This is a genomic window from Mesorhizobium sp. M8A.F.Ca.ET.202.01.1.1, from assembly GCF_004791595.1.
Lineage (GTDB): Bacteria > Pseudomonadota > Alphaproteobacteria > Rhizobiales > Rhizobiaceae > Mesorhizobium.
Window position 1 is genome coordinate 289775 of record NZ_SRUN01000007.1, and the last position, 26186, is coordinate 315960.

Below are 26186 nucleotides of genomic sequence, written 5' to 3' on the forward strand. Positions count from 1 at the left end.
GAGGAATGGGTCGCCGTTGATGGCAGAGAACAGAGAACCCGAACGCCGAGAGTTTTCGCCAACGATCAAGACGTTGGCCGCCCACACCGGCTATTCGATCGCCACCATTTCCAAGGCGCTGCGGGGATCGCCGGTCGTCGCGCGGCCGACAAGGGATGCCATCGTCGCCGCCGCGCGGGAACTGGGCTATCAGGCGAATGCGCGGGGCATGGCGCTGAGGACAGGCAAGACCTATCGGGCCGCGGTGCTGATGCCGATAACGTCCGCCGTCGGCTATGAATGGGACGGTGTCGAATACACGCAGATCCTGAGCGGCGTAAGCCAGGCGCTGGAAGACAGCGACTATCAGCTGTCCGTGCACGGCTTCCGGAGTTTTGGCGATGCCTTCGACATCGCCCGCCGCATCGTGGACCAGAGCGCGGCCGACGGCCTGATCTTTTCCGGCGTGCTGGCCGATGATCCCCGTATCGACATGCTGGTCGAAAGCGGCTTTCCATTCGTGTCGCTTGGCCGTTGCCGCAAGCCCCTCGTCTACGCCCATGTCGATGTCGACAATGAATGGGCGGCGTTCACCGCCACGACGCGGCTGATCGCGGGCGGACATGAGCGTATCGCCCTGATCAACGCGGATCGGCGTCTTTCCTATGCCCTGGACAGGATCGACGGGTTCTCGCGGGCCTTTCACGAGGCGGGTCTTGCAGCATCGACGGACCTCGTGGCCGACGGCGATCTGTCCACGCGCTTCGGCCGCGACAGCGCGCTCAGGCTTCTTGGCCTGCCCAATCCGCCCACCGCCCTGGTCTGCATCAACGAATCCACCACGCTCGGCGTCCTGTCGGCGCTGGGCAGCCTTGAACGGCGCGTCGGGGTGGATGTCGACGTCATCGCCTATGACGACATCAACGTCAGCGCCTATTTCACTCCGCCGATCACGACGTTCTACCAGCCGATCGAGCTTCTCGGCCGCAAGCTCGGCGAGTTTCTGCTGCGGCGCATGGCGGGCGAGGACCCGGCGGAACTCGCCCTGGTGTCGAGACCTGAACTCATCGGCCGGCAGCCGGACAATCTAGGCGGGCGAAACCGCAGTTAACCATCAAAATGGGAGGAAGAGCATGAAGAAAATCCTGATCGGGCTTGCGCTTGCGCTGCTGACAGCCAGCGCTACCAGCGCCGCCGACCTGGGCGGCAAGGTTCTGAAGGTCGGTTCCGACACCACCTCGCCGCCGATGGAAAGCGTCGACACGGCGACCGGCCAGATCGTCGGCTTCGACGTCGACGTCCTGAAGGCGGTCTGCGGCAAGATCAACTGCACGGCCGAATTCGTCACCACCGGCTGGGACGGCATCTTCGCCGCCCTCGACCAGGGCAGTTTCGACCTGGTCGCCTCCGGCGTCTCCATCACCGACGAACGCAAGAAGGCGATGGATTTCTCCGACCCTTACATCGTCAACAGCCAGGCCGTGCTCATGCGGGTGGAAGACGAGGGTCTATCCCTCGATGACTTCAAGGCGAAAGGCAAGAAGCTCTCGGCGCAGGCCAACACCACCGACGCGCAGGTCGCTGAAAGCATTGTCGGCAAGGACAATGTGGTCGCTTACGACAGTTTCGCGGCCTCGGTCATCGCGCTGAAGAACAAGGACGTCGACGGCGTTGTCATCAACGGCGCCAATGCCGCCGCCTATGAAAAGGAATTCGCCGGCGAGCTGGTCGTGCCGATCAGGAATCTCCAGTCCGATCCTCTCGGGCTGGTCTTCCGCAAGGGCGACGAGAACATCGCCGCGTTCAATGAAGGGCTGAAGGCGATCAAGGCCGACGGCAGCCTCGACGCGCTGATCGCCAAATACTGGGGCGCAAAATAGCCGCTTGAAGGACTTCGGCTCCGGCGCCTGGCGCCGGAGCCATGGGAACGGGAGGACGGGACCGGATGCAGCTTCTCATGCGCCTGCGGCCCAGCAATCTGATCATCGTCGCGGCGTTGCCGTTCATCGTCTATCTCTTTGCTTCGTCGGTTAACTACCAGCGCTCGCTTCGCGCCATCATCGGCGTGGAGAATGGCTCGTCGGCCTTCGTGCCGGGCTTCCTGGCGCTTGCCGTCGCGTTTATCGCCGGCCTTGCCGTGGTTGTGTTCTCGCGCGCCTCGTCCAGATCGCCGCGCCTCGTGGTCGTTGCCGCAGGGATCAGCCTTGCCACCGCGGTGGTGCTCGCGACAACCATCATGGTCCATCCCTTCGCGGCATCGGTCGTGGCGAACGCGGTCGATCCGTTCACCTCCGACCTGGTGGTTCAGGGCGTCACCCCACGGCGATTGACGGATGCCGCCAACCTCATGGTGCGCGGTCAGGCCGCTATGCTGTTGCGCGCCTATCTAGGCGTGACGATCGTGGCGCTCGGTATGTTCTTCATCGGCGCCGGTCGTGAGACCGGCAACCCGATGCAGCGTTTTGCGCGCTTGGCGCTTGCGGCGGTGAATGGCGTCGGCTTGGTCTTTATCCTGCTTTTCGCGCATATCGCATTCGCCGCGGGTGTCGCCACGACGATCCGTGCCGCCATCGCGGCCTACATACTGGCGGCAATGATGGGGCTGCTCTGGGTCGGGCTTCTCAAGCTCAAATACAGCTGGCGGGCCGACCTGACCTGCATAGCGGCAACCATTCTCATGGTTTGCGCCGCAACGTGGTTCCTGCTTCAGCCGCGCGACAGCTACGTGCTCGTCGGCTCTCTCGCCGGGAAGGTCGCGGTCACGTCCGGCACGCCGTCCGGCATCCTCGGTGCCGTCCGCTATGGGCAATTTCCGGGCGGCCCCGACAACAATGAGGTGCCGCTGCGCACCTTTCGGGGCGCGCGGGAGGCGATAGACGCGATCGGCAAGATCCCTGATGTCAGTGCTGCGCTCGTTCCAGCCGCGATGGCGCCGGACGGACTGCAGGTGCTGTGGCGAACGGAGGCGTTGAACGACCGCGACAAGGCGTTCGGCATCACGATCGCGGTGCTGGCGATCGTGCTCGGCCTGCTGACTTTCGGCGGCCATATCCACCGCAGGCATCCGCTGTCCATCGGGTCGGAATTCATCGTCGACACGATCCGCGGCATCCCGATGCTGGTCATCGTGCTCTATGTCGGCCTGCCGCTCGCCGGAGCGCTCAAGGACGCGACGCAGGGCGTGGTCGATCCGCCGAACCTGGTGCGCGGCATCGCCGCCATGGCGCTCGCCTATTCCGCCTATCTCGCCGAGATATTCCGCTCCGGCATCAATGCAATCCCGGCGGGCCAGATCGAGGCGGCGCACAGTCTCGGCCTCAACGGCTGGCGCACCGCCCGGCTGGTCGTGCTGCCGCAGGCCTTCCGCATCATCATCCCGCCGCTCGGCAACGAGCTGATCGCCATCCTCAAGGACACGTCGCTCTTGTCGATCCTGTCGATCCGCGACATCACCCAGCGCATGCGGGAATTCCAGTCGGCAAGTTTCCTGCCGTTCGCGCCCTACAACTCAGCCGCCATCTTCTACATTTTCCTGACGCTGGCCGCGGCAAGCCTCGTCAGCACCATCGAGAGAAAATATGACATCAAGCATCGATAACGCTCGCCGAGCCCTCGAAGCCCGCGCCTCCGGGCTGGTCTTTCCCCGGGGCTTCGTGTTCGGCGCCGCGACCGCGGCCTACCAGATCGAGGGCTCGCCTGATGCCGACGGCAAGGGCGAAAGCATCTGGGACCGGTTCTGCCGCATTCCCGGCGCGATCGTGGACGGCTCGAGCGGCGATGTCGCCTGCGACCACTACCATCGCTGGAAGGAGGATATCGCCGTGCTCGACGCACTCGGCCTTGGCGCCTACCGCTTTTCCTTCGCATGGACACGGCTTCTTCCCGAAGGTCGTGGCGAGGTCAACGCCAAGGGCATCGCCTTCTATGACCGGCTGATCGATGATCTGCTCGAAGCCGGTATCGAGCCCTATGCAACGCTCTACCATTGGGACCTGCCGCAGGCGCTGCAGGATCGTGGCGGCTGGTACAGCCGGGAAACAGCCGCCGCCTTCGCCGATTATGCCGGGCTTGCCGCCCGCAGCTTCGGTGACCGTGTCAGGAAATGGACGACGCTCAACGAACCGTGGACGTTCTGCTGGTCGGGACATGCGACCGGAGAGGACGCGCCGGGGTTCCGGGACGGGGTGAAGGGCGGCGTGGCTGCCAGTCATCATGCCTTACTGGCGCATGGCCTGGCCGTTCCGGTCATCCGGGCCGAGGTGGCGGATGCTCAGGTCGGCATCGTCTTCGATCTCAACGTCGCGGAGGCCGCCAGCGACGAGCCGCGCGATGTCGCCGCGACACGGCGCTTCGACGGCGCCCAGAACCGCTGGTTTCTCGACGCCGTCTTCAAGGGTGCGTATCCGGAGGACATGCTGGCGCTTTACGGCGATCTGTTGCCGCCGATCCACGCACAAGACAACGAGATCATCGCCGCGCCACTCGACTATCTCGGCATCAATATCTACCGCCGCTCGGTGATCGCGGCGGGTGACGAACTGGCGCCGCTGAGCTACCGGCGGGTACAGCCGGAAGGCATTTATTCGGCGGTCGATTACGAGATCTGGCCGCGTTGCATGTACGACATCCTGCGCTACGTGAACGACCGCTATGCGCCGCCGGCGATCTACATTTCCGAGAATGGCGTCGCCACGACGCCGGAAACCGTCGGCAAGGACGGGCATGTCTGGGATGATCTGCGCGCAACCTACTATGTCGACCATCTCGAGCAGGTGGCCAAGGCGGCGGCCGAGGGCGTGCCGGTGCGCGGCTATTTCGCCTGGACGCTGACCGACAATTTCGAATGGGCCTATGGCTATACGACGCCCTTCGGCATCACCCATGTCGATTTCGCCACGCAGCAGCGCCACATCAAGTATTCCGGCGACGTCTACGCAATGATCGCCCGGCAGGAGACCGCGCCCGTCGCGAAGAGCGCCTGACTTGGCTAGAGAAGGGCAAGGCGACCGGACCGTGCTGATAACCGGCGCTGCGCGCGGGCTCGGCCGCGAACTCGCGCGGCAATACGCCCAACAAGGCTGGCAGGTGATCGCTTGCGGGCGCGCACATCCGGCCCAAGCTTTCGAGGGTCGCATCGAGTTCCACCCCCTCGACGTCGCCGATCCGGCTTCAATTCTGGATCTTGCCACGCGTCTTGGTGGCAGGCCGCTGGACGTGCTTGTCAACAACGCCGCCATCCGCAGCGGAAACCCTGGCCTGTACAGATTCGCCCCGGACGAATTCCTGAAGGTCATGCGGACCAACACGCTCGGTCCGCTGCTGCTGGCGAGGGCGCTGCGCCCGAACCTGGCCGCGGGGCGCATGGGGGTCATCGCCAATATCGGCAGCCGTGCCGGGTCGATGGCCGAGGGACTGATTGATGATTACGATGACGACTATGCCTACCGTTGCTCGAAGGCAGCGCTCAACATGGCAAGCGCTCAACTGGCGCAGGATTTACGCGTCGACGGGATAACGGTGTTGTCACTGCATCCGGGCTGGGTGAAGACTGACATGGGGGGCGATCAGGCGGTCTTGGCTGTCGAGGACAGCGCGCGGGGCCTGCGCATGGTGATCGACAGCGCCACGATTGAGAATAGCGGCTCCTTCCAGACCCTCGATGGCACGCATATCGGGTGGTAGCCAGATGGTGCTGCCTGTCTACGCCCGATGCCCTCGATATCTCAGTGGGACGTCGTCCGTTCGAGACCCGTCGCCGGCAGGGCTTTGCCCGTCGAGGGGTCGAACAAGCGAAGCGCGGCGTCGTCGAAGGTGAGGCTGCGCTTTTCGCCCTTGGCGACCTGGGCTCGCGGCGGGAGGCAAGCGGTCAGCCGCTGCGTGCCGATCCTGGCCGTCGTGACCAGTTCGGGGCCGGTCAGTTCGACGACCTCGATCTCCACCGGCAATGACAGGTCGGTGGCGGCTCCGGTCGCCACACGAAGCGCTTCCGGCCTGATGCCGACGACCATTTGTGCGCCTTCACGAGCCGCGTTCGCATAGCGTGCCGGCAAGGAGATCCGTACATCGGATTCGGCAATGGCCAGCTTGCCGCCGGTGACGGTGGCCTGGAGCATATTCATCGACGGCGCGCCGACGAAGCCGGCGACATAGAGTGTTGCCGGCTCGTTGTAGATCTCTTCCGGCGTGCCGAGCTGCTCGATCCTGCCGTCACGCATGACGGCGATGCGGCTGGCCAGCGTCATCGCCTCGATCTGGTCGTGGGTAACGTAGACGACGGTCGTCTGCAGCATCTGGTGCAGACGCTTCAATTCGGTGCGCATCTCCAGGCGCAGCTTGGCATCGAGATTGGACAACGGCTCGTCGAAGAGGAAGACCTGCGGCTTGCGCACCAGCGCCCGGCCGATGGCGACGCGCTGGCGCTGACCACCGGAAAGCTGGCTCGGCTTGCGGTCGAGCAACGCCTCGATCTGCAGCAGTCTCGCCGCTTCGTTCACCGCCCTGTCGCGCTCGTCAGCGGCGACGCCGCGCATCTCCAGCCCGAAGCCGATGTTGCGGCGCACGGTCAGGTTCGGATAGAGCGCGTAGGACTGGAAGACCATGGCGATATCGCGGTTTTTGGGGTGGACGCCGAGGATCGAGCGGCCGCCGATCAGCACATCGCCGCTGGTCGCTTCGGCAAGGCCGGCGATGATGTTGAGAAGCGTCGACTTTCCACAGCCGGACGAGCCGAGCAGCACCAGGAATTCACCGCTCTGCAGCGCGATGTCGATGCCTTTCAGCGTTTCGACACTGCCGTAGCTTTTGCGGATGCCGCGGATTTCAAGCGCGCTCATGCATGGATTCCCTAGACTGCATCGGCCCGCCATAGTTGCGGGGCAAGGTGGAAATGGCGCGCGAGGCGACATAGGTCGCGGCGCGGAGGCACGCGGACAGCGGCTGTTCCTGCGCCAAAGCGGCCAGGAAGGCGGCATTGAAGACGTCGCCGGCGCCGATCGTGTCGACGACACGGACATCGGGCGCGGCGGCTTCGACAAGCGTGTTATCCGGGCCGATGGCGATGGCGCCCCGCGGCCCGCGCTTGACGACGAAGGTCGCGCCTTGCCTCATGCTGGATCGGATTTCACGCGCCGCGTCCTCAGGACTCGGCAATCCCGCCAGGGTCACCGTCTCGACTTCGTTGAACAGCGCCAGCGCGCAGCGCGAGAGCCACGCCCTTGTCGCGGCGCAATTGGCCTCGGTCCAGCCATCGATCGGCCAGCCTGTGTCGAGCGCCACGGATATGCCGTGGCTGTCGGCCCAGTCGAAAAATGCGTTGTAGTCGCGCGTGAGGTCCTCGGTCAGGAAGGAGCCGGAGAGCAGTGCGTAGCCGCCGGAGAGCGCGCTGCCGTCGAGAACGGACAAGACATCGCCGAGGCTGAAGCGGGGCAGGTGGCCGCGCGTGGTCAAGAAAGTCCGTTCGCCATCGGGATGGGTCATGCCGACCGACAAGGTCGTGCCTTCGGGACGGACCGGCCATTTCTCGGCACGGGCGCCGAACGCTTCTCGAAGCCAATGGCCGAACTGGTCGTCACCGACATTGGCGGCAATGGCGAAATCGACGCCCAGCGCTTGCCAGGCGAGCCCGGTGTTGCCAGCCTGGCCGCCGACGCGCAATTCGTCATGATCGACGACGGTCTCGGTTCCCGCCTTCGGCCATGGCGCGACCGGGCCGACAATCAGGTCGACATTGACGTTGCCGATCACCGCAAGCGGACGCATCACTCGCTCCTGGTGATCTTGGTGGTGCGCACGGGCGTGCCGGCATTGTCGACGCGGCTGTCGGCGAAGGCGATCATGAGGCGCTGCGCCACCGGCAGCATGGTGAAGACAGCGGCCATCCCTGAAGCGGGTCTGAACGAGAGCGTGACGGCACCGGCGACAGGCGCTTGCCCGGACGCGTCGAAAATGACCAGCGGCGCGCCGGCCTCGATCACTGAAAGGGCCATGGCGGTCACCAGCTCCGACGTGGGGTCGTTGCCGCGAAACAGTATGACGCCGATTTTGGGGCCGAGCATCTCCATCGGCCCGTGCCGCAACTGGCCGCCTTCGAGCGAAAAGCAGGGCAGCCGCGACAGTTCGGTCAGGCCAAGCGCCAGGGCTTCGGCCACGCCTTGCAGGCGGCGGCCGGAGGTGACGATCGTATCCACCTTGCCAAGTGCTGCGAGCGCGGGGGCGACGTCGCAATCCTGCGGAGCCTCGAGCATGGCAAGGGCAGGGGCCGGATCCTCACCCAGAGCAGCCAGGATGGCCAGATGCAGGGCCAGGGTCACGGTCAGGCTGCGTGTGGCGGCGAAAGCCAGCTCGGTGCCGCCGTCGCCGACCAGGCAAGGCGCAGTGCGGGCGAGAAATGAACCGCCTTCGAGCGTCAGGCCGAAAATGTCCGAGCTGCCGCCGGCCCGCGAAAACCATCTGACGACCTCGGCGCTTTCGCCGGATTGCGAGGTCACGATTACGGTGCGGCCCGTGAGCGGCAGTGGCTGGCCAAGCTGTTCGGACAGCGGCAGCGCCAGCGCATCGATGCCGAGCCCGCGATAGAGCGGCTCGACGGCACGCCCCACCGCATGCGAGCCGCCCATGCCAAGCAGGAGCAGACGACCGGTGCGCTTGATGGAAGCTGCGGCCTTCTTCGCCTCGGCCGTGTTCTGCCGGAACGAAGCGATCGCATCCGCGTGCTGGCGCGCCATTTCGCGGTCGATGGCCACCAGTCCGGCCGGCCGTTCTTTATCTGCAGTCATCATCATCATCCTTTCACACCGCCGCTGGTCAGGCCCGAGATCAGGGCCCGCTGCATGACAAGGCCGATCAGCACCGGCGGCAAGGCCGCCAGCACGCCGGCGGTTGCGATCAGGCCGTAGTCGGAAACACGGCCGCCGGCCAAATCGGCGATGGCGACGGTCAAGGTCTTGGCGCGCTGGTCGGAGGTGAACAGCAGCGCGTAGAAGAATTCGTCCCATGCCAGCAGCACGGCGAACAGCGCCGATGTCGCCATAACCGGTGCCGCCAGCGGCAATGTGATGATGCGCAATGTCTGGAACAGGCCGGCGCCGTCGATCATCGCCGCCGCCTCGATCTCGCGCGGGATGGAATCGAAGCCGGATTTCATCAGCCAGGTGGTGAAGGGCGCCAGGATGGTGAGATAAACCAGCGCCAGGCCGAAGACATTGTTGAGCAGGCCGAGATGCGACAGGCCCATATAGAGCGGCACGGCCAGCGCCACCGGCGGTAGCATGTAGGTGGCGATGACCATCGACAGCGACCAGCCGATCGCGGGCGTTCGCGAGACCGCCCAGCCGGCGGGGATGGCCAAGGCGAGTGCCGCCAGAGTCGCCATGCCTGATATCTCGAGACTGTTGCGCAGCGATGAGGTGAAGGCGGCACCGGCGCTGTTTTCGGCCGTCGACAGCAATTGTCCGTAGCGGGAGAAGTCGGCTGCCTGCGGCCACCAGCGCAGCGGCTTGGCGGCAAGATCGGCGGCCGGTGAGATGCTCATGATGAACAGCCAGGCGATGGGCGCCAGGATGATCGCGGCGAGCAGCAGCGCGCAGGCATAAATGAAGACGGTGAACGCGGGGCTCCTGCGTTCCATCAGGCGGCGCTCCCGGCGGTCTTTCGCACCAGTGCCGCATAGGCGACGGCGAGCAGCGTGACGAGCAAGGTGACGATCAGCGCCAGCGACGCGCCCGAGCCGGCGCGCTGGAAGGAGAAGGCTTCCTGGTAGACGAGGATCGAGAGCGTTCGCGTGGTGTTTGCAGGCCCGCCGCGGGTCATCACCCAGATGATGTCGAAAACCTTGAAGGCCTCGATGGTGCGCAGCACCAGCGCCACCATCAGCGGCCCGGCGAGATAGGGCAGGATGACGAAGCGGAAGCGGTTGAAAGGTCGCGCGCCATCGACGAGCGAGGCGGCGGTGATGTCGCGCGGCACGGCTTGGAGAGCGGCGAGCGCGATCAGCGCCACCAGCGGAAAATTCTTCCAGCAATCGGCGACGATCAGGGCCGCCAGCGCCGTTCCCGGCTCGCCGAGCCAGGATCGGTAGGCGTCGATGAGATGCAGTTGCGTCAGCGCGGCATTGAGCGCGCCATATTCGGGATTGTAGATCAGCCGCCACAGCGTGGCGTTGACCACGGTCGGCAATGCCCAGGGCAGGATCATCAGGGCGCGCAGGATGGCCCGGCCGCGAAATTCCTGATTGAGCAGAAGGGCGGCGAGGACGCCGATCACCATTTCGGCGGCAACAGAGATGACCGCGAACAATGTCGTGGTCACCAGCGTGCGCGAGAAATTCGAGCTCGACAGCATGTTGTAATAATTGTCGAAGCCGACGAAATCGCCGCCCGTGCCGACCAGCTTGGCGTCGGTGAAGGAAAGGCCGACCGTGTCGACCAGCGGCCAGCCGATGACGGCGACCATGACCACGAGCAAAGGCAGCATCAAGAGCCATGCGCGGGTCGTCATCCAGGTGCTCGACATCGGAGCAGCCTCTCTTCTTTCATCTGTGATCCGGACATAGCACGGGCGGCACTCGCGCATGACCCCGGAAATCGGAGGCCGATTTCCGGAAAGGATCATGCGCAAGATAGAAAGTGCTACAGCGTCTTTTGCGCGTCATAAGGGACGCGACGCTGTAGTGTCGCCCGTATTGAACGACTAGCTTGTCTCAAAGGCCGCTGTTCTGCGCGGCGGTCTTCAGGGCATCTTCCGGCGAAGATGTGCCGAGCAGCGATTCCTGGATGGCCTGCTGCAGCGCGGTCGACAGCTCCTGGTATTTCGGCGTGGTCGGACGCGGATACATGGCTGCCAGACCGAGCTTGGCGGCGGCGATCAGCTCCTCCTGGCCCTTGGTGACGGCCGGGTCGTCATAGGACGAGGCCCAGATCGGCAAAGAGAGCTTGGCGTATTGGTTCTGCGTGGCTTGCGAGGTCATGAAGGTGATGTACTTCCAGGCCTCGTCCGGGTGCTTGGAGACCGCGGTGACGCCGAGGCCCATCGAGCCGTTGACGGCCGACACTTCGCTTGTGCCGGCAACGCCCGGCGCCGGCACGACGCCGACCTTGCCGGCCACCTTCGAGTCCTTCGGGTCGTTGGCCATGTTGTACATGTAGGTCCAGTTCAGCGCGAAGGCGGCGTCGCCGTTTTCGAAGACCTTGCGAACGTCCTCTTCCAGGAATTCCTTGGAATTGGGATTGGTGAGACCCGACTTGTAGCTGTCGACCATGTATTTCAGCGCCAGCAGGCCGCCGCCATTCTGGAAGTCGGGCTTGCCGTCCTTGAGGAAGTCGCCGCCATAGGCGCTGACCAGCGTGGTGTAGTCGCAGATCGCGGCCTCGGCCTGCGACCAGCTCCACGCGATCGGCGTCTTCAGCAGGCCCTTGTCCTGGATCATCTTGGCCTGTGCGCCGAGTTCTTCCCAGGTCTTCGGCGGGGTCTTGATGCCGGCCTTTTCAAGGATGTCCTTGTTGTAGAACAGGTATTTGGTGTCGAGGATCCAGGGCATGCCATAGGACTTGCCGTCATACTGGACGGTGGTCCAGGCGCCCGGCAGCACGCCCTTCTTCATGTCGTCGGTGATCTTCGAAGACACATCGACCAGCACCTTGTTGGTGGCGTATTCGGCCGGCCAGATGACGTCGAACAGGACGACGTCATAACCGCCGCCCGACCCTTGAGCGAGCACGGTCTTGTCGTGCAGGCCCTCATAGGGGACGAATTCGAGATTGACCTTGACGTCCGGATTGGCCTTGGTGAAGGCATCCGTCATGGCGCGCACGTCGGCCTCGCTGTAGGCGGCCTGCGCCATGAACAGCGCGTTGAGCGTCGTTTCGGCGAAAGCGTGGGGGACGAACAGTCCTCCGGCAAAGACGGCGCCGACCAGTGTCTTGGTGATTGTCTTAAGCATTTTCTTCTCCCATTCCGGCGTTGACGGGTCGGCGGTGCCTGCGCTTGGCATCGTCTTCCCGGATCCATGTCGCGCGACCTGATCATCACCGGCTGCCCGTGGCGACAGGCTGGGAGCCTGACCATCTTGTTTTGCGGCGCCCGGCTTACATTAAGTCAACTCGCTTGACTTAATTAGTCGATCAATATTCTAATGGAGTCAAGAGGGGAAAACGCCGATGGACGACATCAGCCCGATCCGCGCCAAAAGCGGCACCAACCAGGAGGGCACCAGCGCGCATAATCGCCGCGTCATGATCGAGGCGCTGCGTCTCAATGGCGCGCTGTCGCGGGCCGATCTGGCGCGGGCGACGCAGCTCACCAAGCAGGCGGTATCCAACATCGTCGAGGACCTGGAAAGCGATGGACTGGTCGTGGCGCTCGATGCGGTGCGCAAGGGCAGGGGCCAGCCGTCGACCCCCTACAGGCTGGTGCCTGAAGGCGCTTTCGCCATCGGCCTGCAGATCGACCGTCACCTGACGCGGGCGGTCGCGGTCGACCTGATGGGCAGCGTGCTGGCGCGCGCCGAGGCGAACCTGCCTTTCGACGAGCCGTCAAAGGGCGTCGAGGTCATCCTGGGCCTGATCGATGGCGTCCGGCGTGAGCTGGCCGGCATCTCCTCGCAGTCGGAGAAACGCCTGGTCGGTCTCGGCGTCGCCATGCCCGGCCCGTTCGGCCTGAAGAATTCGGATGACAAATGGATGATGCCGGCCTGGCAGAAGTTTCCGCTGCTGGACACGCTGGCCAAGGGCACGGGACTGAATGTCGGCCTGCAGAACGACGCCGCGGCCTGCGCGACGGCGGAGCGCATCGTGGGTGCCGCGCATGGCGTCGACCACGCGGTGTGCCTTTATGTCGGCTATGGGATCGGCGCCGGACTGATCCTCAACGGCGAGCTGTACAGCGGCGGCCATGGCAACGCCGGCGAAATCGGCATGGCCCTGCTGTCGCCGGCCGGTCCGGGCTCGACACCGCTCGAACATCGCGCGTCGCTGGCCTCGCTTTACCAGCATCTCGGTCTCGATCCCGCCGACGAGGACCTCTACGGAAAGATCGGCGCGCTGGCCGCGTCGGGTGACGTGAAGATCATGCGCTGGATCGACGGGGCGGCGCACGACCTGCGCTGGAGCGTGCATCTGATCGAAACCATCTTCGATCCGCAGACAGTGATCCTGACCAGCGGCGCGCCGGAAGCGCTGGCGCGCCGGCTTGTCGAGGCGATGCATCCGCTGCTGCCGTCGATCGCCGACCGGCCAAGCCGGACCTTGCCGCGGCTGCAGCTCGGCACCACCGACCCCTGGTCGATCGCGCTGGGCGCGGCGGCGGCGCCGATCAGCCGTGCCTTCGATCCGCTGTTCTCGGCGATCCTGAAGACACGCTCCGGGCCCGCTTGAAAGGGACCGTGCGTCGAAGGCAGAGCCTCGCCCCACGTCACACAGGGTTCATCGTCCGGACATAGCGTCTTTTCCAGTTCTTTGCTGCAATGCAATAGGAGTGGGACATGGTGGACATAGTTTCTAGTGAGGCGGGCATTCCGAGACCAGATCATCCGCTGGATAGTTCTGGCGGCGCGAAGTGGTTCCTGCCGGCCTTCGGGGTGCTGGTGCTGGTCGGCGTGGTCTATGTTGGCAACGCGCTGAGCCAGGACCTGGCGGTGGCCAAGACGGTGCCGTGGATCCTGCTCGGCATCGCCTTGCTGATCGCGCTCGGCTTCGAATTCGTCAACGGTTTCCATGACACCGCCAATGCGGTTGCGACCGTCATCTACACGCGCTCGCTGCCGGCGGAATTCGCCGTCATCTGGTCCGGCGCCTTCAATTTTCTCGGCGTTCTCACCTCCAGCGGCGCGGTTGCCTTCGGCATCCTGTCGCTGCTGCCGGTCGAGCTGATCCTGCAGGTCGGCTCCTCCTCCGGCTTCGCCATGGTGTTCGCATTGCTGGTGGCCGCGATCCTGTGGAACCTCGGCACCTGGTTCCTCGGCCTGCCGGCGTCCAGCTCGCACACGATGGTCGGCTCGATCATCGGCGTCGGCCTCGCCAACCAGTTCATGGCACCCGCCGGCAGCGCCACCAGCGGCGTCGACTGGTCGCAGGCAACCAATGTTGGCGTGACCTTGCTGGTATCGCCGATCATCGGCTTCTTCGCCGCCGCCATCCTGCTCTATGCGATGAAGCTTCTCGTCCGCAATCCGGCGCTCTATGAGGCGCCGAAGGGCAATGCCCCGCCGCCCTGGTGGATCCGGGCGCTGCTGATCTTCACCTGCACCGGCGTCAGCTTCGCGCATGGCTCCAATGACGGCCAGAAGGGCATGGGCCTGATCATGCTGATCCTGATCGGCGTCGTGCCGACGGCCTATGCGCTGAACCGTACGCCTGACATCAACTATCTCGAAGCCTACAAGTCGGCTTCGGCTAGCGTGGAGACCGCGCTGGGCAAATATGTGAAGCCCGGTGTCACCGTCGCCGATGCGAAGGACGCCAAGGCAGCGGTGCAGGATGCCGTGCGCACCCGGACCTGGAGCGACAAGACGACGGTTGCGTTGCAGACCTACATCCACAGCACGACGGCCGAGCTGCAGCCTTACGCTTCGGTCGACAATGTGCCGACCGATCTGGTCAGCAACGCCCGCAACGACATCTATCTGATCGGCGAGGCGCTGAAACTGATCGACAAGAAGCAGTTGCTGCCGATGGAGGCCGCCGATCTCAAGGCGGTCACCGACTATCACAAGGCCGTCGACAACGCGACGAAGTTCATCCCGATCTGGGTGAAGGTCGCGGTCGCCTTGGCGCTCGGCCTGGGCACGATGGTCGGCTGGAAACGCATTGTCGTCACGGTCGGCGAGAAGATCGGCAAGAGCCACCTGACCTATGGCCAGGGCGCTGCCGCGGAACTCGTCGCCATGGTCACCATCGGCATGGCCGACCGTCTGGGTCTGCCGGTGTCGACGACCCATGTGCTGTCATCCGGCGTCGCCGGCACGATGGCGGCGAACGGCTCGGGCCTGCAATGGTCGACGGTGCGCAATCTGCTGCTCGCCTGGGTGCTGACCCTGCCGTGCTCGATCGCGCTCGCCTTCGCGCTGTTCATCGTCTTCCGTCAGGTGTTCTGAGCGCCAGACCCAAAGAACGGCGCCACCTGCGGCGCCGTTTCTCTTTGTCGGCCCATCCTGCGAAGAGTCAGAGCGTGCGCCTTCCCAAGCGAACGCGCCGCTTCGAACGGTTCAGCTTTCGATGGAATCGTTGGCCGGCTCCAGCCTCACTCCTGCCGCCGCGCAACTTCCGCCCGGCTACGGCGGCGCAGCTGGCGCAGCGACAACACATGCAGCAGGATTGAACTCGGCACCACGAAAGCAGGGGTTAGCACACCCGGATAATCGCCAGCGCCGATGCTCAGCACATCCGGAACGATCAACTGCCACGGGCCGGGCGAGGTGATTATGCCCATGGTGATCGCGACAGCGAAATCGGCAAGGCCAAGGACGTTCCAGAGAGTTGCCGCCCTCCCGCCTCCGGCTGTGCCGGTCGCCACCGCGATCGCCGCCGGCAACGCGAGCAGTCCTGTCAGCATGTCTCCGATGCCTGCTGGCACTGCGAACACGCCGGGCAGCGCACCATGCAGCCACGCCGCGAGAGCCCAACTGCCGAATACGCGGTAGAGCTGAACCGCGACGAGCCAGCTCGCTGGCATCGCATCGAGCACCTGCCCGATCCGCCCAGAGAACAGCAACAGCGGCGCGCCGATGACCACCGGCAGGAAGATGGCCGATGGCAACGCCGGCAAAGCCGTGGCGTCCTGGTGGAAGACGCCATTGATCGCGGCGCTCCAAGCGACGGCGAACCACAGCGTGTCTGCGATCATGATCGCCAACCAGGTCGCGCGACGTTGACCGGGCGTCAGGCTCGTATGTTCGAGGCCGAGCCACAATCCCAGAGCGACGAGCCCGTGAGCCGCGAGCTGGTGGAACGTGGTCGGAACGCCGCTGTCCGGGATCGCCGGCCAACGATAGATCAAGAGTAGCCACAGCGCCGTGAGCGGCACAAACCACAGCAGGCCGCGCCAGGCGTCACGCGATGGAACGACAGCAGGGGAAACGGCTTCGGCGGCCATCGGCGGTACTCCATTGAGCCCAGCGCATTCTGCTGGCGCCCAGATGTAAGCCCGCTCTCCGCGAGCGGCTATCCGCGATAATGTTGATGGCCTATGAAGCAGAGCTTCACAGTTTACGGGCTTCCAGCCGAGCGACCGCTATGCATTTTCCCGAGATTGCTCAGCTTGTGGCGGGTGCAAGCATCAAGTCGGATCTTCGCGATGCAGGTCGTGGATGGTGACGCCATCGGCATTGGTCGGCAGCATCAGCCATTTCTTGTGACGCAGCGTGCGCTCGGTGTCCTCGAGGCCCATCTCCCAATGCTCGCGCATCGAGGTGCCTGAAAACTCGTAGTCCTTGGCGTGACCCTCGTAGCCCTTGTGCTGATAGATCAGGTGGACGATGTTGACGACGCCGGCGTTGGAATAGTCGGCGATCAGCTCCTTCTCGCCTTCCTTGAGCTGCTCCGGCGGCACGCGCTTCAGCGCATCGAGCAGCTTCATCTTCAGCGCATGGATGCGCTCGAAATTGTCGGTGTTCTGCCGCGTGCGGCTCGAATACATGATGTCCTTGTGGCGCGACAGCACGTCGGCCATGCCGCGCGGCAGCACGCCGCGAGCGCTGAACAGATCGACCTGGAACACCAGCGAGGAACGGTCCTCTTCCTGGTCGAGCAGATATTGCAGCGGCGTGTTGGAGACGATGCCGCCATCCCAGTAATATTCGCCCTCGATGCGGATCGAGGGGAAGGCCGGTGGCAGCGCGCCGCTGGCCATGATGTGCTCCGGCGCGATCCGCACCTTCTCGGTGTCGAAATAGACGAAGTTACCGGTCCTGACATTGACCGCGCCGACACTCAGCCGCTTCTTGCCGTCGTTCAGCACATCGAAATCGATCAGGCTCTCCAGCGTGTCCTTCAACTCGGCGGTGTCGTAGAAGCTGGTGGCGCCTTCTGCCCCCGACAGCTGGAACCAGGGATTGGGATTGCGCGGCTTGAAGAAACCGGGCTGGCCCATCGTCATCGTCATCAACGACGAGGTTTGGTTGCGGATGTCGCGGTAGATGTCGCCTTCGGGCGTGTAGGACCAGATCTTGCGGCCGGAAATCGTCTGCCAGAACTGTTCCAGCCGCTGCAACCGGCGGCTCGGTTCATTGCCGGCGATGATCGCGGCGTTGATGGCGCCGATCGAGACGCCGGATAGCCAGCTCGGTTCGCAGCCGGCATCGGCCAGCGCCTGATAGACCCCTGCCTGATAGGCGCCGAGCCCACCGCCGCCCTGAAAGACCAGCGCGATACGGTCATACTGCGCCGTAATTTCCTCGATGGTGGCGGCTGCTGCCTTGTTGCGGGTACGCTCAAGCACTGACTTTCTCCAGCTGGGTTGCGCTGGCAGCGGATCGGCTCTGGTCAGCGAGGTAATCATGTACGACTTCGCCCAGGCCGAGCGTGAGGTCCGCCTTGAAGTGAACCGCCGACACGATGTCGAGCACGGGCAGCTTCGCCACGTCGGCCATGACATGGGGCCGCAGATCGAGCGCGGCCGGCGCGGTCCAGGCTTCCTTCAGCGTGATGTCGGTGAGGTAGTAGCGGACCAGTTCGCAGATGCGCGGCGTGCCGTCGACATGCGGGATGATCTTGATCAGGAAATTGGGGGCGGCGAGCGAAGCGAGCACGGAATCGTGGTCGGCTTCCCGATGCTTGTAGCCCATCGTGCCGGTGGCGCACAGAACGCTGCCATAGTGCAGCGTGCCGACGATCACCTCGCCTTCATGGACGATCTTGGGGTTGGCGAGCTTTTTCGGAAACCCCCACAGCTCACGGCCGCCGGCGATCGGCGCGTCGTCGTCGAGATACATGGAATGGACATAGCCGCCGTGCTGGCCCTTATGGCGTACGGGAATGACCTGACCGGTCTCGGTGTAGTCGCCGAAGCCGGTCGAGTCCGGCATGCGGATGAATTCGTATTTGACCAGCGGCTCATCGATCTCCAATGGCGCCGGCACGACGGCCTCGAGCGCCTCGCGTGTCGTGCGGTAGGTGATGATGATGTATTCGCGGTCGAAGAAACGATAAGGGCCGGGCGGGAAGGAGGGATTGGTGAGCGGCATCGCATAGGCGCGCTTCACGACATCGGCGATTTCCATCCAGGTGCCCCCAACGTTCGAAAATGACCCCGCGCGAATGCGCTGGGAAATATGTTGCATGGCAGCATGACAATGCCGTGTCATCGCCAAGACGCCCTTTCACGAAGCCGGCAAAGGCGGTCGCGGGGCTGTAATCGAGCCGACACATGGCCGTGGCATTGTCTTGTTGCGCCGCACAAACTATCTGCCTCAACACCACTCCCTCCCACCTCTTGCGAGATCTCCCCATGGGTTCCCTGTCTTCGAAGAATGCGCTTGTCACCGGCTCGACCAGCGGCATCGGCCTCGCGATCGCCCGCGCCTTTGCCGCCGAGGGTGCCGACGTCACCATCAATGGCCTTGGCGACGCCGCTGCCATCGAGCAGGAGCGAGTCGGCATCGAGAAGGATTTCGGCGTCAGGTGCCGCTATTCCGACGCCAACATGATGGATGGCGCCGCGGTCACCGCCATGATCCACGACGCGGAAGAGGCGTTCGGCAGCCTCGACATCCTGGTCAACAATGCCGGCATCCAGCATGTGGCGCCGATCGAGGAGTTCCCCGACGACAAGTGGGAAGCCATCATCCGCATCAACCTACTTGCCGCCTTCTACGCCATCAAGGCGGTGGTGCCGGGTATGAAAAGCCGCAAATGGGGCCGCATCATCAACACGGCCTCGGCGCACGCACTGGTCGCTTCGCCGTTCAAGTCGGCCTATGTTTCGGCCAAGCATGGCATATCGGGCCTGACCAAGACGGTGGCCCTGGAAGTCGCCCAGAACGGCATCACCGTGAACGCGATCGCGCCCGGCTATGTCTGGACGCCGCTGGTCGAGAAGCAGATCCCCGACACGATGAAGGCGCGCGGCATGACCGAGGAGCAGGTCAAGCACGACGTGCTGCTGGCCGCGCAACCGACCAAGGAATTCGTCACCGTGGAAGAGCTTGCGGCACTGGCATTGTTCCTGTGTTCGGATGCGGCCAAGCAGATCACCGGCACGACCTTGCCGATGGACGGTGGCTGGACGGCGCAGTAGAGCTGGTCGAAACATACCGGCTTCAGGCCGACGCCAGGCGGCGGCAGGAAGGCAGTGCGCGGGCCCATGAAAATCATCCAGCTCTCCGATCCGCATCTGATGGCGCCGGGTGGCCGTCTTCATGGCTCCGATCCGCTCGCCCGGCTGGAGGCTTGCCTGGCCGATATCGGCAGGAACCATGCCGATGCCGATCTGGTGGTGGTATCAGGCGACCTGACCAATGATGGCGAGCGCGCCGCCTATGCGGCATTGAGGCAGACGCTGGCGGGGTTCGTGCCGCCTTGCCGGTTGATGCTCGGCAACCACGACGACAGGGCGCTTTTTCTCGAGATGTTCCCGGAAGCGCCGGCCGGGCGCGGGTTCGTCCAGAGCGTCTTCGATGGCAGCGATGGCCGCCTGATCCTGCTCGACACGCTGGACGCCGGACATGTCGAGGGCAGGCTGTGCGCGGCCCGTCTCGACTGGCTCGACGAGAAGCTGCAGGAAGCGCGCGACCGGCCGGCTTTCCTCTTCATGCACCACCCGCCGTTCCGGATCCACATGCCGGTGCTTGACGAGGTCAGGCTCGCCGACGCCGATGCCTTGCATGACATTCTCCGGCGCCACAGCAATGTCGGCCACATCTTCGCCGGCCATGTTCACAGGCTGATCGCCGGCAGTTGGCGCGGCATACCGGTCAGCACGCTGCGCAGCACCAACCACCAGAGCGCACTGGATTTTTCGGACAGCTGGCGGCTGGGCCATGAGCCGCCAGCCTATGCCGTCATCTTCATCGACGCGGATGGGGTGGTGGTGCATTTCCACGATTTTGGGGCCGGCCAGCTCGAGCCGGTCAAGGGTCCTTGACGAGGCGGCTTTCGCCGCCGCCGAGGTGGGTCGCCCACACATGGTCCGAGATCAGCCGCCGGTACTCCCGGGTCATGACCAGTTTTCTGTGCGAGGCGCCGCCGATGTGAAAAAAAGCGCCGCCCAGCATGCGATGGTCCGCCTCTATCCCACCAAAGTCGAGATCGGCTGCCGTCTTCTGCGCATCCGAAACGTCGTTCTCAGCAAGCCCGCGATACAGCAGCGTCCAGTTTCCGCCGCCGGTGTCCATTCCGCTGACAAAACGCGGTGTGAAGTCCAGGTCCAGTCCTTGCACGGCGCTGAAGCGGAAGAAGCAGAACCCAGCCCACATGAACCAGGCTTCAGGGTCCGCTTGCGCTGGGCGCTTTGAGCCGTAGACGACTTTTCCCTCCATCATTGCGGGAATGTCCACGCGGGCGATCGGAAAGCAGTCGTGATCCAGAAATCCGAAAACCTCCGGCCGCAATGGCCGAACGACGTTGTGGAAGATCCAGTTCATGGAAATCCCGTGCGACCGGTTGGGATGGCCTTCCCGATTCCGAGGCAAACCGAAATAAGTGACTTTTCGCTCCCTGCAGATGTCCGCAATACGCACCCTGGCTGATCGATCGGATGAATTGTCAACGACGACCAGCGTCATTCCCGAGGAATACAAATGCCAGGCGCGGGTGAGCGCATCGATGACCCAGGGCGTATTGAAGGCAATGACAAAGCAGAAGCGCTGGGAGCCGGTTTGCCGCAACTCCTCGGCGAATTTCAGGCCTTCGGGAATGCCGCGCGCGCGAAAATCACGCTCAATCAATGCGTTGCGAAAAGCCTTGACCTTTCTGACAGGCCAGTTGTGGTTCAGCAGATCAACAAGGCCCTTGGCCGGCTTCCAACTCATGCAAACTTCGCCATTGCTCCAAAATCGGATGCCTGCTCATAAGACGAAGCCCATCTTCCCACAACCCTGGTCTTGAACCGCGAGAATTCGCGACCACCGGCTGGTCCGTACACGCATGCTGTATTTCAACCTGATCTGGTCGCGGGCGCTATCAATCGCGACATCGTAGCGCTAAAACGCCATCCGGGTTCTGCACGGGGTTGATATGTTTGTTGCGATCTTTCGCCCATTGCGCGCCATTCCCTTCATTGCTGCAAGTATTGCGCCGTAAAGCAGATAGCCCAGGACCTGGTGGCGCATTGCCGAGTATGACAGGGCCATCGGCGTCAGGAATCGCTTGGCGGTTCCCTCCACCACCCCGCGGCGCGCCGCGATGCGCCTGGCGAGCGCCTCATGCGACTGCGTGTAGGCCTCTGGATCGCCCGTCGTGCCGGACGCGTATTTGTCTTTCAGACGCCTGCTGAAGCGATTGGCGAACAAGGCCGAGCCGGTGATGCCGTGGATCATCGCGATCGGCTCCTGGCCAACGCTGCCGGACACCGGCACGATCAGTTCGCGGGCCGGATGCTCCGGTACCAGCGACGCGATCAAGCGGCCGAATTCGCGCGGTGTCTGGGCTTCGAGCAGGACCGAGGTCTGCAATTTGACGCCGAACCGCTTCTGCACGGCAAGCGCCAAAGTCTCCGCCATCAGCGAATCGCCGCCGAGATCGAAGAAATTGTCGTCGAAGCCGACTGCCGGTACGCCCAACTCCGTGGCGAAGATGCCGGCAATCGCATGGGCCGGGCCATCGCCTGGCACTGCCACAGGTCCAACCCGTTGTTGCACGTTCATCGGAAGCCCCTAACCGATGCATGTTCACTGCCAACGCTTTTACGCAGGGTAACGGCTCCTAACAAGTATCCTGTGCGCCATGGGACGGGACGCACGCGCGCCGCCATTGCGTGCAGTCTCGTCACGGCAATGTGGAATTACGCGGTTTGCCGGCTCTCCACCGGCTTTTTCTGCTGTGCTGGACGCATTGTGAAAGTGCTGCAAAAACACGCAGATTTTGGACATTAGTCTTGACAGAAATACAGATGTTCAATACCCGTCAGGCAATTGAACAAGCCTGCATTATGGGAGGAATGAGCGGTATGGCTTCCAATGTTTCGTTGACGGGCCTTGCTCGCGATCTCGAGGAACGCGGCAAATCGGGCAAGCCGATCCGCATCGGCCTGATCGGGTCGGGCGAGATGGGAACCGACATCGTCACCCGTGTCGCCCACATGTCGGGCATCGAGATCGGCGCGATCTCCGAGCTGAACCTGCCTGCCGCCAGCAAGGCGGTGGACATTGCCTTCCAGGAAACCGGCCATGCGCGCGAAGTGTCGAACGCTTCGGCGATGACGGCTGCCATGGAAGCCGGCAAGGTGGCGGTCACCAATGACGCCAGCCTGGTCATCAACAATGATCTTATCGACGTCGTCATCGATGCCACCGGCGTTCCCGCCGTCGGCGCCGAGATCGGTTTGCGCGCCATGGAGCATGGCAAGCATCTGGTGATGATGAATGTCGAGGCCGACGTCACCATCGGCGCCTATCTGAAGAGCGAAGCCGACCGGCTCGGCGTCACCTATTCGCTGGGCGCCGGCGACGAGCCGTCCTCCTGCATGGAGCTGATCGAATTCGTCTCGGCGATGGGCCATCCGATCGTCGCCGCCGGCAAGGGCAAGAACAATCCGCTCAACATCGACGCCACGCCGCCCGCCTATGAGGAAGAGGCCAGGCGCCGGCACATGAACGTGCGCATGCTGGTCGAGTTCGTCGACGGCTCGAAGACCATGGTCGAGATGGCGGCGATCGCCAATGCCACCGGACTGGTGCCGGACAAGGCTGGCATGCATGGCCCTGCGGCGACGCTTGGCGAGTTGAACAAGGTCCTGGTGCCGCAGAAGGATGGCGGCGTCCTGTCCAGGGTCGGCGTCGTCGACTATTCGATCGGCAAGGGCGTCGCGCCGGGCGTCTTCGTCGTCGCCGACATGTCCCACCCGCGCATCTCGGAGCGCATGGAAGACCTGAAGATGGGCAAGGGCCCGTACTTCACCTTCCACCGCCCCTATCACCTGACCTCGCTCGAAGTGCCTCTGACCTGCGCCCGCGTCGTGCTCTACGGGAAGGCCGACATGGTGCCGCTGGACAAGCCGGTGGCCGAAGTGGCTGCGGTTGCCAAGAAGGACATGCAGCCAGGCGAGAAGCTCGATGCGATCGGCGAATATTGCTATCGCGCCTGGATCATGACAGCGCCGGAAGCGCATGCCGTCAGGGCCATTCCCTGCGGCCTGCTGCAGGGCGGTTCGGTGACGGCGCCGATCAAGAAGGGTGAGTTGATCACCTACGCCAATGCCACCCCGGCTCCGGGCTCCAAGATCGCCGAACTGCGCGCCCGCCAGGACAAGCTCGTCTACGGAACCGTGGAGGCGTGATCATGGCCGGAGCCAGCAAAGCCGTCGCGGACAGCCGCGCCAACCTGCCTTTCGTCTATCGCCAGTACAGCGCCGAGCAGTTGAAGCAGGTGCTCTACAAGATGTACCTCATCCGCCGCTTTGAAGAGGGCGCGGAGGAAAGCTACACGCGCGGCCTCATCCACGGCACCATGCATCTATCGATCGGCCAGGAGGCCAGCGCCATGGGCATCTGCATGCCGCTTGGCGAGGATGACCAGATCACCTCGACGCATCGAGGCCATGGCCATTGCATCGCCAAGGGCGCGGAAGTGAAGCGCATGTTCGCCGAGTTCTTCGGCAAGACCACGGGCTACTGCAAGGGCCGCGGCGGTTCGATGCACATCGCCGATGTCGCCAAGGGCAATCTCGGCGCCAACGGCATTGTCGGCGGCGGCATTCCGATCGCGGTTGGCGCCGCGCTGTCCTCCAAGATGATGAAGACCGGCAAGGTGGTCGTCTCCTTCTTCGGCGACGGCGCCAACAATGAGGGCGCCTTCCACGAGGCGCTCAACATGGCGGCGATCTGGAAGCTGCCTGTCATTTTCGTCTGCGAGAACAATGGCTACGGCATGTCGACATCGACGGCCCGGTCGACCGCGGTCAAGAACATCGCCGACCGTGCCGCCGCCTATTCGATGCCTGGCGTCATCGTCAACGGCAACATCTTCTCCGAGGTCGCCGAGGCTTCGTACAAGGCGGTCGAGCGGGCACGCGCGGGCGAGGGGCCGACGCTGATCGAGTCCAAGACCTACCGCCATCGCGGTCACTCCAAGAGCGACCGCAACCGCTACCGCACCAAGGAAGAGATCGAGGACTGGATGTCGAACCGCGACCCGATCACGCTGTTCGAGAACGAGTTGCGGGAATTCGGTTTCATCGACGACAAGGGCATCGAAGCCATCCGCGACGCGGTGGCGCAAGAGATCGCCAACGGCATCGAGTTCGCCAAGGCGAGCCCCTCGCCCGACGTCAGCGAGACCGGAAATTACGTGTATACGGAGCAGGCGTGATGGACGCGATGGTGCGTGAACTGAGCTACGCCCAGGCGATCCAGGAAGCTATGGCGATCGCCATGGACATGGACGAGCGCGTCTTCCTGATGGGCGAGGATATCGGCGTCTATGGCGGCGCCTTCCAGGTCACTGGCGACCTGGTCGATCGTTACGGCGCGGACCGGGTGCTGGACACGCCAATCTCGGAACTGGGTGGTGCTGGCGTCGCAGTCGGCGCTGCCGTCACCGGCATGCGGCCGATCTTCGAATTCCAGTTTTCGGATTTCGCCACGCTCGCCATGGAGCAGATCGTCAACCAGGCCGCCAAGATGCGCTTCATGCTGGGCGGCGAGGTTTCAGTGCCTGTCGTCATGCGCTTCCCTGCCGGCTCCGGCACGGGGGCCGCCGCGCAGCACAGCCAGAGCCTGGAAGCCTGGCTCGGCCATGTGCCGGGACTGAAGGTCATCCAGCCGGCGACACCCTATGATGCCAAGGGCATGCTTCTGGCTGCTGTCGCCGATCCCGATCCGGTCATGATCTTCGAGCACAAGCTGCTCTACAAGATGAAGGGGCTGGTGCCGGAAGGCTATTACACCGTGCCGATCGGCAAGGCCGACATCCGCCGCGAGGGCCGCGACCTCACCATCGTCGCCACCTCGATCATGGTGCAGAAGGCGCTTGACGCCGCCGCCACGCTGGAGGCCGAAGGCATCGACGTCGAAGTCGTCGACCTCCGGACCATCCGGCCGATGGACAAGCAGACCGTCATCGACAGCGTCAAGAAGACGTCGCGGCTGATGTGCGTCTACGAAGCCGTCAAGACGCTGGGCATCGGCGCCGAGGTCAGCGCCATGATCGCCGAGAGCGAGGCGTTCGATTATCTCGATGCGCCGATCGTGCGACTGGGCGGCGCGGAAACGCCGATCCCCTACAATCCGGAGCTGGAAAAGGCCACGGTGCCGCAGGTTCCCGACATCATCATCGCCGCGCGCGACCTCGTGAAAGGGGTTCGCTGAGACATGCCGACCGAAGTCATTCTTCCCAAGGTCGACATGGACATGGCGACCGGACAGATTTCGCGCTGGTTCGCCGAGGAAGGCGCTCAGGTCAAGAAGGGCGACGTGCTGTTCGAGATCGAGACCGACAAGGCCGCGATGGAGATCGATGCGCCTGCCAGTGGCGTGCTTCGCGACGTGACCGGCAAGGAAGGCGTCGATATTCCGGTCGGCGCGCCGGTCGCCTGGATCTATGCCGACGGCGAGGCTTATGGGACCAAGCAGGACGCGGCGCCAGTCTCCCCCCTCGCGACGAAGCACGATGTCCTTTCAACTGCCGGGAGCGAGGCGCCCCCCTCCGCCCTGCCGGGCATCTCCCCCACAAGGGGGGAGATCGGCCAATCGCCGTCGGGCGCACGCGCGACACCGTTGGCTCGCCGCTTGGCGCGCGAGGCGGGTCTCATCCTTTCAGCCATATCAGGCACCGGCCCGCATGGCCGTGTGGTCAAGGCGGACATCGATGCGGCGATTGCCAAGGGCGGCGCCAGGGAGGCTCCGGCGGTCGCTCCCGAAGCTCCTGCCGCATCTGCGCCGGCAGTAAAGGCAATGTCGGACGATCAGGTGCTGAAGCTGTTCGAGCAAGGCTCTTATGAACTCGTCCCGCACGACAATATGCGCAAGACCATCGCGCGGCGCCTGGTCGAGGCCAAGACCACCATCCCGCATTTCTACCTGACGCTCGACTGCGAGCTCGACGCGCTGCTTTCGCTGCGCACGC

At 64.0% G+C, this 26186-nt stretch carries 24 protein-coding genes; 13 read left to right on the plus strand and 11 right to left on the minus strand.

The window, feature by feature from the left end:
* The first annotated feature begins 19 nt into the window (after window positions 1–19).
* From EN845_RS17830 to EN845_RS17850, 5 genes are all read left to right on the plus strand, one after another.
* Window positions 20–1090 carry a LacI family transcriptional regulator gene (locus tag EN845_RS17830; RefSeq protein ID WP_127872028.1) on the plus strand — a complete coding sequence of 357 codons (1071 nt, stop codon included), beginning with the start codon at window positions 20–22 and terminating at the stop codon, window positions 1088–1090.
* 22 nt (window positions 1091–1112) lie between these two features.
* Window positions 1113–1859: a transporter substrate-binding domain-containing protein gene (locus EN845_RS17835; protein WP_127872027.1), complete on the plus strand. Its 747-nt coding sequence runs from the start codon at window positions 1113–1115 to the stop codon at window positions 1857–1859.
* Between the two features lie 65 nt (window positions 1860–1924).
* Window positions 1925–3577 (plus strand): amino acid ABC transporter permease, encoded by a 1653-nt coding sequence (locus tag EN845_RS17840; RefSeq protein WP_127872026.1) that lies wholly within the window; start codon window positions 1925–1927, stop codon window positions 3575–3577.
* Complete coding sequence (locus tag EN845_RS17845; RefSeq protein ID WP_127872025.1) at window positions 3558–4961, plus strand: GH1 family beta-glucosidase; 1404 nt, start codon at window positions 3558–3560, stop codon at window positions 4959–4961. Before EN845_RS17840 ends, EN845_RS17845 begins: the two co-directional genes overlap by 20 nt.
* Window positions 4962–4992: 31 nt before the next feature.
* Window positions 4993–5661, plus strand: coding sequence for an SDR family oxidoreductase (locus EN845_RS17850; protein ID WP_127872024.1), 669 nt, complete (start codon window positions 4993–4995; stop codon window positions 5659–5661).
* A gap of 41 nt (window positions 5662–5702) precedes the next feature.
* Here the strand turns inward: EN845_RS17850 and ugpC are convergent, their stop codons facing one another.
* From ugpC to EN845_RS17880, 6 genes are all read right to left on the minus strand, one after another.
* Complete coding sequence (gene ugpC, locus EN845_RS17855; RefSeq protein WP_127872023.1) at window positions 5703–6812, minus strand: sn-glycerol-3-phosphate ABC transporter ATP-binding protein UgpC; 1110 nt, start codon at window positions 6810–6812, stop codon at window positions 5703–5705.
* Window positions 6799–7737: a PfkB family carbohydrate kinase gene (locus EN845_RS17860; protein ID WP_127872022.1), complete on the minus strand. Its 939-nt coding sequence runs from the start codon at window positions 7735–7737 to the stop codon at window positions 6799–6801. The genes ugpC and EN845_RS17860 overlap by 14 nt, the downstream gene beginning before the upstream one ends.
* Window positions 7737–8759 carry an SIS domain-containing protein gene (locus tag EN845_RS17865; protein ID WP_127872021.1) on the minus strand — a complete coding sequence of 341 codons (1023 nt, stop codon included), beginning with the start codon at window positions 8757–8759 and terminating at the stop codon, window positions 7737–7739. The genes EN845_RS17860 and EN845_RS17865 overlap by 1 nt, the downstream gene beginning before the upstream one ends.
* Window positions 8759–9604 carry a carbohydrate ABC transporter permease gene (locus EN845_RS17870; RefSeq protein ID WP_127872020.1) on the minus strand — a complete coding sequence of 282 codons (846 nt, stop codon included), beginning with the start codon at window positions 9602–9604 and terminating at the stop codon, window positions 8759–8761. The genes EN845_RS17865 and EN845_RS17870 overlap by 1 nt, the downstream gene beginning before the upstream one ends.
* Window positions 9604–10488 carry a sugar ABC transporter permease gene (locus EN845_RS17875; RefSeq protein WP_127872019.1) on the minus strand — a complete coding sequence of 295 codons (885 nt, stop codon included), beginning with the start codon at window positions 10486–10488 and terminating at the stop codon, window positions 9604–9606. Before EN845_RS17875 ends, EN845_RS17870 begins: the two co-directional genes overlap by 1 nt.
* A 187-nt stretch (window positions 10489–10675) precedes the next feature.
* Window positions 10676–11914, minus strand: a complete 1239-nt coding sequence (locus EN845_RS17880) for an extracellular solute-binding protein (protein WP_127872018.1) — start codon at window positions 11912–11914, stop codon at window positions 10676–10678.
* Between the two features lie 217 nt (window positions 11915–12131).
* On the opposite strand from EN845_RS17880, the gene EN845_RS17885 reads away from it, so the two are divergent.
* Both EN845_RS17885 and EN845_RS17890 read left to right on the plus strand, forming a co-directional pair.
* Window positions 12132–13346, plus strand: a complete 1215-nt coding sequence (locus EN845_RS17885) for an ROK family transcriptional regulator (RefSeq protein ID WP_127872017.1) — start codon at window positions 12132–12134, stop codon at window positions 13344–13346.
* 107 nt (window positions 13347–13453) lie between these two features.
* Window positions 13454–15064 carry an inorganic phosphate transporter gene (locus tag EN845_RS17890; protein ID WP_127872016.1) on the plus strand — a complete coding sequence of 537 codons (1611 nt, stop codon included), beginning with the start codon at window positions 13454–13456 and terminating at the stop codon, window positions 15062–15064.
* Between the two features lie 146 nt (window positions 15065–15210).
* Here the strand turns inward: EN845_RS17890 and EN845_RS17895 are convergent, their stop codons facing one another.
* From EN845_RS17895 to EN845_RS17905, 3 genes are all read right to left on the minus strand, one after another.
* A complete protein-coding gene (locus EN845_RS17895) occupies window positions 15211–16062 on the minus strand; it encodes an MFS transporter (RefSeq protein WP_127872015.1) in 852 nt (283 codons plus the stop codon).
* Window positions 16063–16245: 183 nt separating this feature from the next.
* Entirely contained in the window at window positions 16246–17406 is a 1161-nt protein-coding gene (locus EN845_RS17900) for a patatin-like phospholipase family protein (protein WP_127872014.1), read from the minus strand.
* A complete protein-coding gene (locus tag EN845_RS17905; RefSeq protein WP_127872013.1) occupies window positions 17399–18187 on the minus strand; it encodes an acetoacetate decarboxylase in 789 nt (262 codons plus the stop codon). The genes EN845_RS17900 and EN845_RS17905 overlap by 8 nt, the downstream gene beginning before the upstream one ends.
* A gap of 227 nt (window positions 18188–18414) precedes the next feature.
* Between EN845_RS17905 and EN845_RS17910 the strand changes: the two genes are divergently transcribed.
* Entirely contained in the window at window positions 18415–19203 is a 789-nt protein-coding gene (locus EN845_RS17910) for a 3-hydroxybutyrate dehydrogenase (RefSeq protein ID WP_127872012.1), read from the plus strand.
* A 66-nt stretch (window positions 19204–19269) separates the two neighbouring features.
* Window positions 19270–20049 (plus strand): phosphodiesterase, encoded by a 780-nt coding sequence (locus EN845_RS17915; RefSeq protein ID WP_127872011.1) that lies wholly within the window; start codon window positions 19270–19272, stop codon window positions 20047–20049.
* On the opposite strand, the gene EN845_RS17920 is transcribed toward EN845_RS17915, so the two are convergent.
* The gene (locus EN845_RS17920) at window positions 20036–20935 is read right to left on the minus strand and encodes a glycosyltransferase family 2 protein (protein ID WP_127872010.1); all 900 of its coding nucleotides are present in this window, start codon (window positions 20933–20935) and stop codon (window positions 20036–20038) included. The genes EN845_RS17915 and EN845_RS17920 overlap by 14 nt on opposite strands.
* A 171-nt stretch (window positions 20936–21106) precedes the next feature.
* Window positions 21107–21769: an acyl carrier protein gene (locus tag EN845_RS36115; RefSeq protein WP_281040981.1), complete on the minus strand. Its 663-nt coding sequence runs from the start codon at window positions 21767–21769 to the stop codon at window positions 21107–21109.
* A 302-nt stretch (window positions 21770–22071) separates the two neighbouring features.
* On the opposite strand from EN845_RS36115, the gene EN845_RS17930 reads away from it, so the two are divergent.
* From EN845_RS17930 to EN845_RS17945, 4 genes are all read left to right on the plus strand, one after another.
* Window positions 22072–23400, plus strand: a complete 1329-nt coding sequence (locus tag EN845_RS17930; protein WP_127872009.1) for an NAD(P)H-dependent oxidoreductase — start codon at window positions 22072–22074, stop codon at window positions 23398–23400.
* Between the two features lie 2 nt (window positions 23401–23402).
* Window positions 23403–24431, plus strand: a complete 1029-nt coding sequence (locus tag EN845_RS17935) for a thiamine pyrophosphate-dependent dehydrogenase E1 component subunit alpha (protein WP_127872008.1) — start codon at window positions 23403–23405, stop codon at window positions 24429–24431.
* On the plus strand, window positions 24431–25429 hold the full coding sequence (locus EN845_RS17940) for an alpha-ketoacid dehydrogenase subunit beta (protein ID WP_127872165.1): 999 nt from the start codon (window positions 24431–24433) through the stop codon (window positions 25427–25429). The genes EN845_RS17935 and EN845_RS17940 overlap by 1 nt, the downstream gene beginning before the upstream one ends.
* Window positions 25430–25432: 3 nt before the next feature.
* On the plus strand, window positions 25433–26186 hold a 754-nt coding region (locus tag EN845_RS17945; RefSeq protein WP_135897773.1), incomplete at its 3' end, for a biotin/lipoyl-containing protein.

Bases quoted from the DNA above. Each gene is read 5' to 3' on its own strand.
- EN845_RS17830 (WP_127872028.1), top strand. From the start codon at position 20: ATGGCAGAGAACAGAGAACCCGAACGCCGAGAGTTTTCGCCAACGATC.
- EN845_RS17835 (WP_127872027.1), top strand. From the start codon at position 1,113: ATGAAGAAAATCCTGATCGGGCTTGCGCTTGCGCTGCTGACAGCCAGC.
- EN845_RS17840 (WP_127872026.1), top strand. From the start codon at position 1,925: ATGCAGCTTCTCATGCGCCTGCGGCCCAGCAATCTGATCATCGTCGCG.
- EN845_RS17845 (WP_127872025.1), top strand. From the start codon at position 3,558: ATGACATCAAGCATCGATAACGCTCGCCGAGCCCTCGAAGCCCGCGCC.
- ugpC (WP_127872023.1), bottom strand. From the start codon at position 6,812: ATGAGCGCGCTTGAAATCCGCGGCATCCGCAAAAGCTACGGCAGTGTC.
- EN845_RS17860 (WP_127872022.1), bottom strand. From the start codon at position 7,737: ATGCGTCCGCTTGCGGTGATCGGCAACGTCAATGTCGACCTGATTGTC.
- EN845_RS17865 (WP_127872021.1), bottom strand. From the start codon at position 8,759: ATGATGATGACTGCAGATAAAGAACGGCCGGCCGGACTGGTGGCCATC.
- EN845_RS17870 (WP_127872020.1), bottom strand. From the start codon at position 9,604: ATGGAACGCAGGAGCCCCGCGTTCACCGTCTTCATTTATGCCTGCGCG.
- EN845_RS17875 (WP_127872019.1), bottom strand. From the start codon at position 10,488: ATGTCGAGCACCTGGATGACGACCCGCGCATGGCTCTTGATGCTGCCT.
- EN845_RS17880 (WP_127872018.1), bottom strand. From the start codon at position 11,914: ATGCTTAAGACAATCACCAAGACACTGGTCGGCGCCGTCTTTGCCGGA.
- EN845_RS17885 (WP_127872017.1), top strand. From the start codon at position 12,132: ATGGACGACATCAGCCCGATCCGCGCCAAAAGCGGCACCAACCAGGAG.
- EN845_RS17890 (WP_127872016.1), top strand. From the start codon at position 13,454: ATGGTGGACATAGTTTCTAGTGAGGCGGGCATTCCGAGACCAGATCAT.
- EN845_RS17895 (WP_127872015.1), bottom strand. From the start codon at position 16,062: ATGGCCGCCGAAGCCGTTTCCCCTGCTGTCGTTCCATCGCGTGACGCC.
- EN845_RS17905 (WP_127872013.1), bottom strand. From the start codon at position 18,187: ATGGAAATCGCCGATGTCGTGAAGCGCGCCTATGCGATGCCGCTCACC.
- EN845_RS17910 (WP_127872012.1), top strand. From the start codon at position 18,415: ATGGGTTCCCTGTCTTCGAAGAATGCGCTTGTCACCGGCTCGACCAGC.
- EN845_RS17915 (WP_127872011.1), top strand. From the start codon at position 19,270: ATGAAAATCATCCAGCTCTCCGATCCGCATCTGATGGCGCCGGGTGGC.
- EN845_RS17920 (WP_127872010.1), bottom strand. From the start codon at position 20,935: ATGAGTTGGAAGCCGGCCAAGGGCCTTGTTGATCTGCTGAACCACAAC.
- EN845_RS36115 (WP_281040981.1), bottom strand. From the start codon at position 21,769: ATGAACGTGCAACAACGGGTTGGACCTGTGGCAGTGCCAGGCGATGGC.
- EN845_RS17930 (WP_127872009.1), top strand. From the start codon at position 22,072: ATGGCTTCCAATGTTTCGTTGACGGGCCTTGCTCGCGATCTCGAGGAA.
- EN845_RS17935 (WP_127872008.1), top strand. From the start codon at position 23,403: ATGGCCGGAGCCAGCAAAGCCGTCGCGGACAGCCGCGCCAACCTGCCT.
- EN845_RS17940 (WP_127872165.1), top strand. From the start codon at position 24,431: ATGGACGCGATGGTGCGTGAACTGAGCTACGCCCAGGCGATCCAGGAA.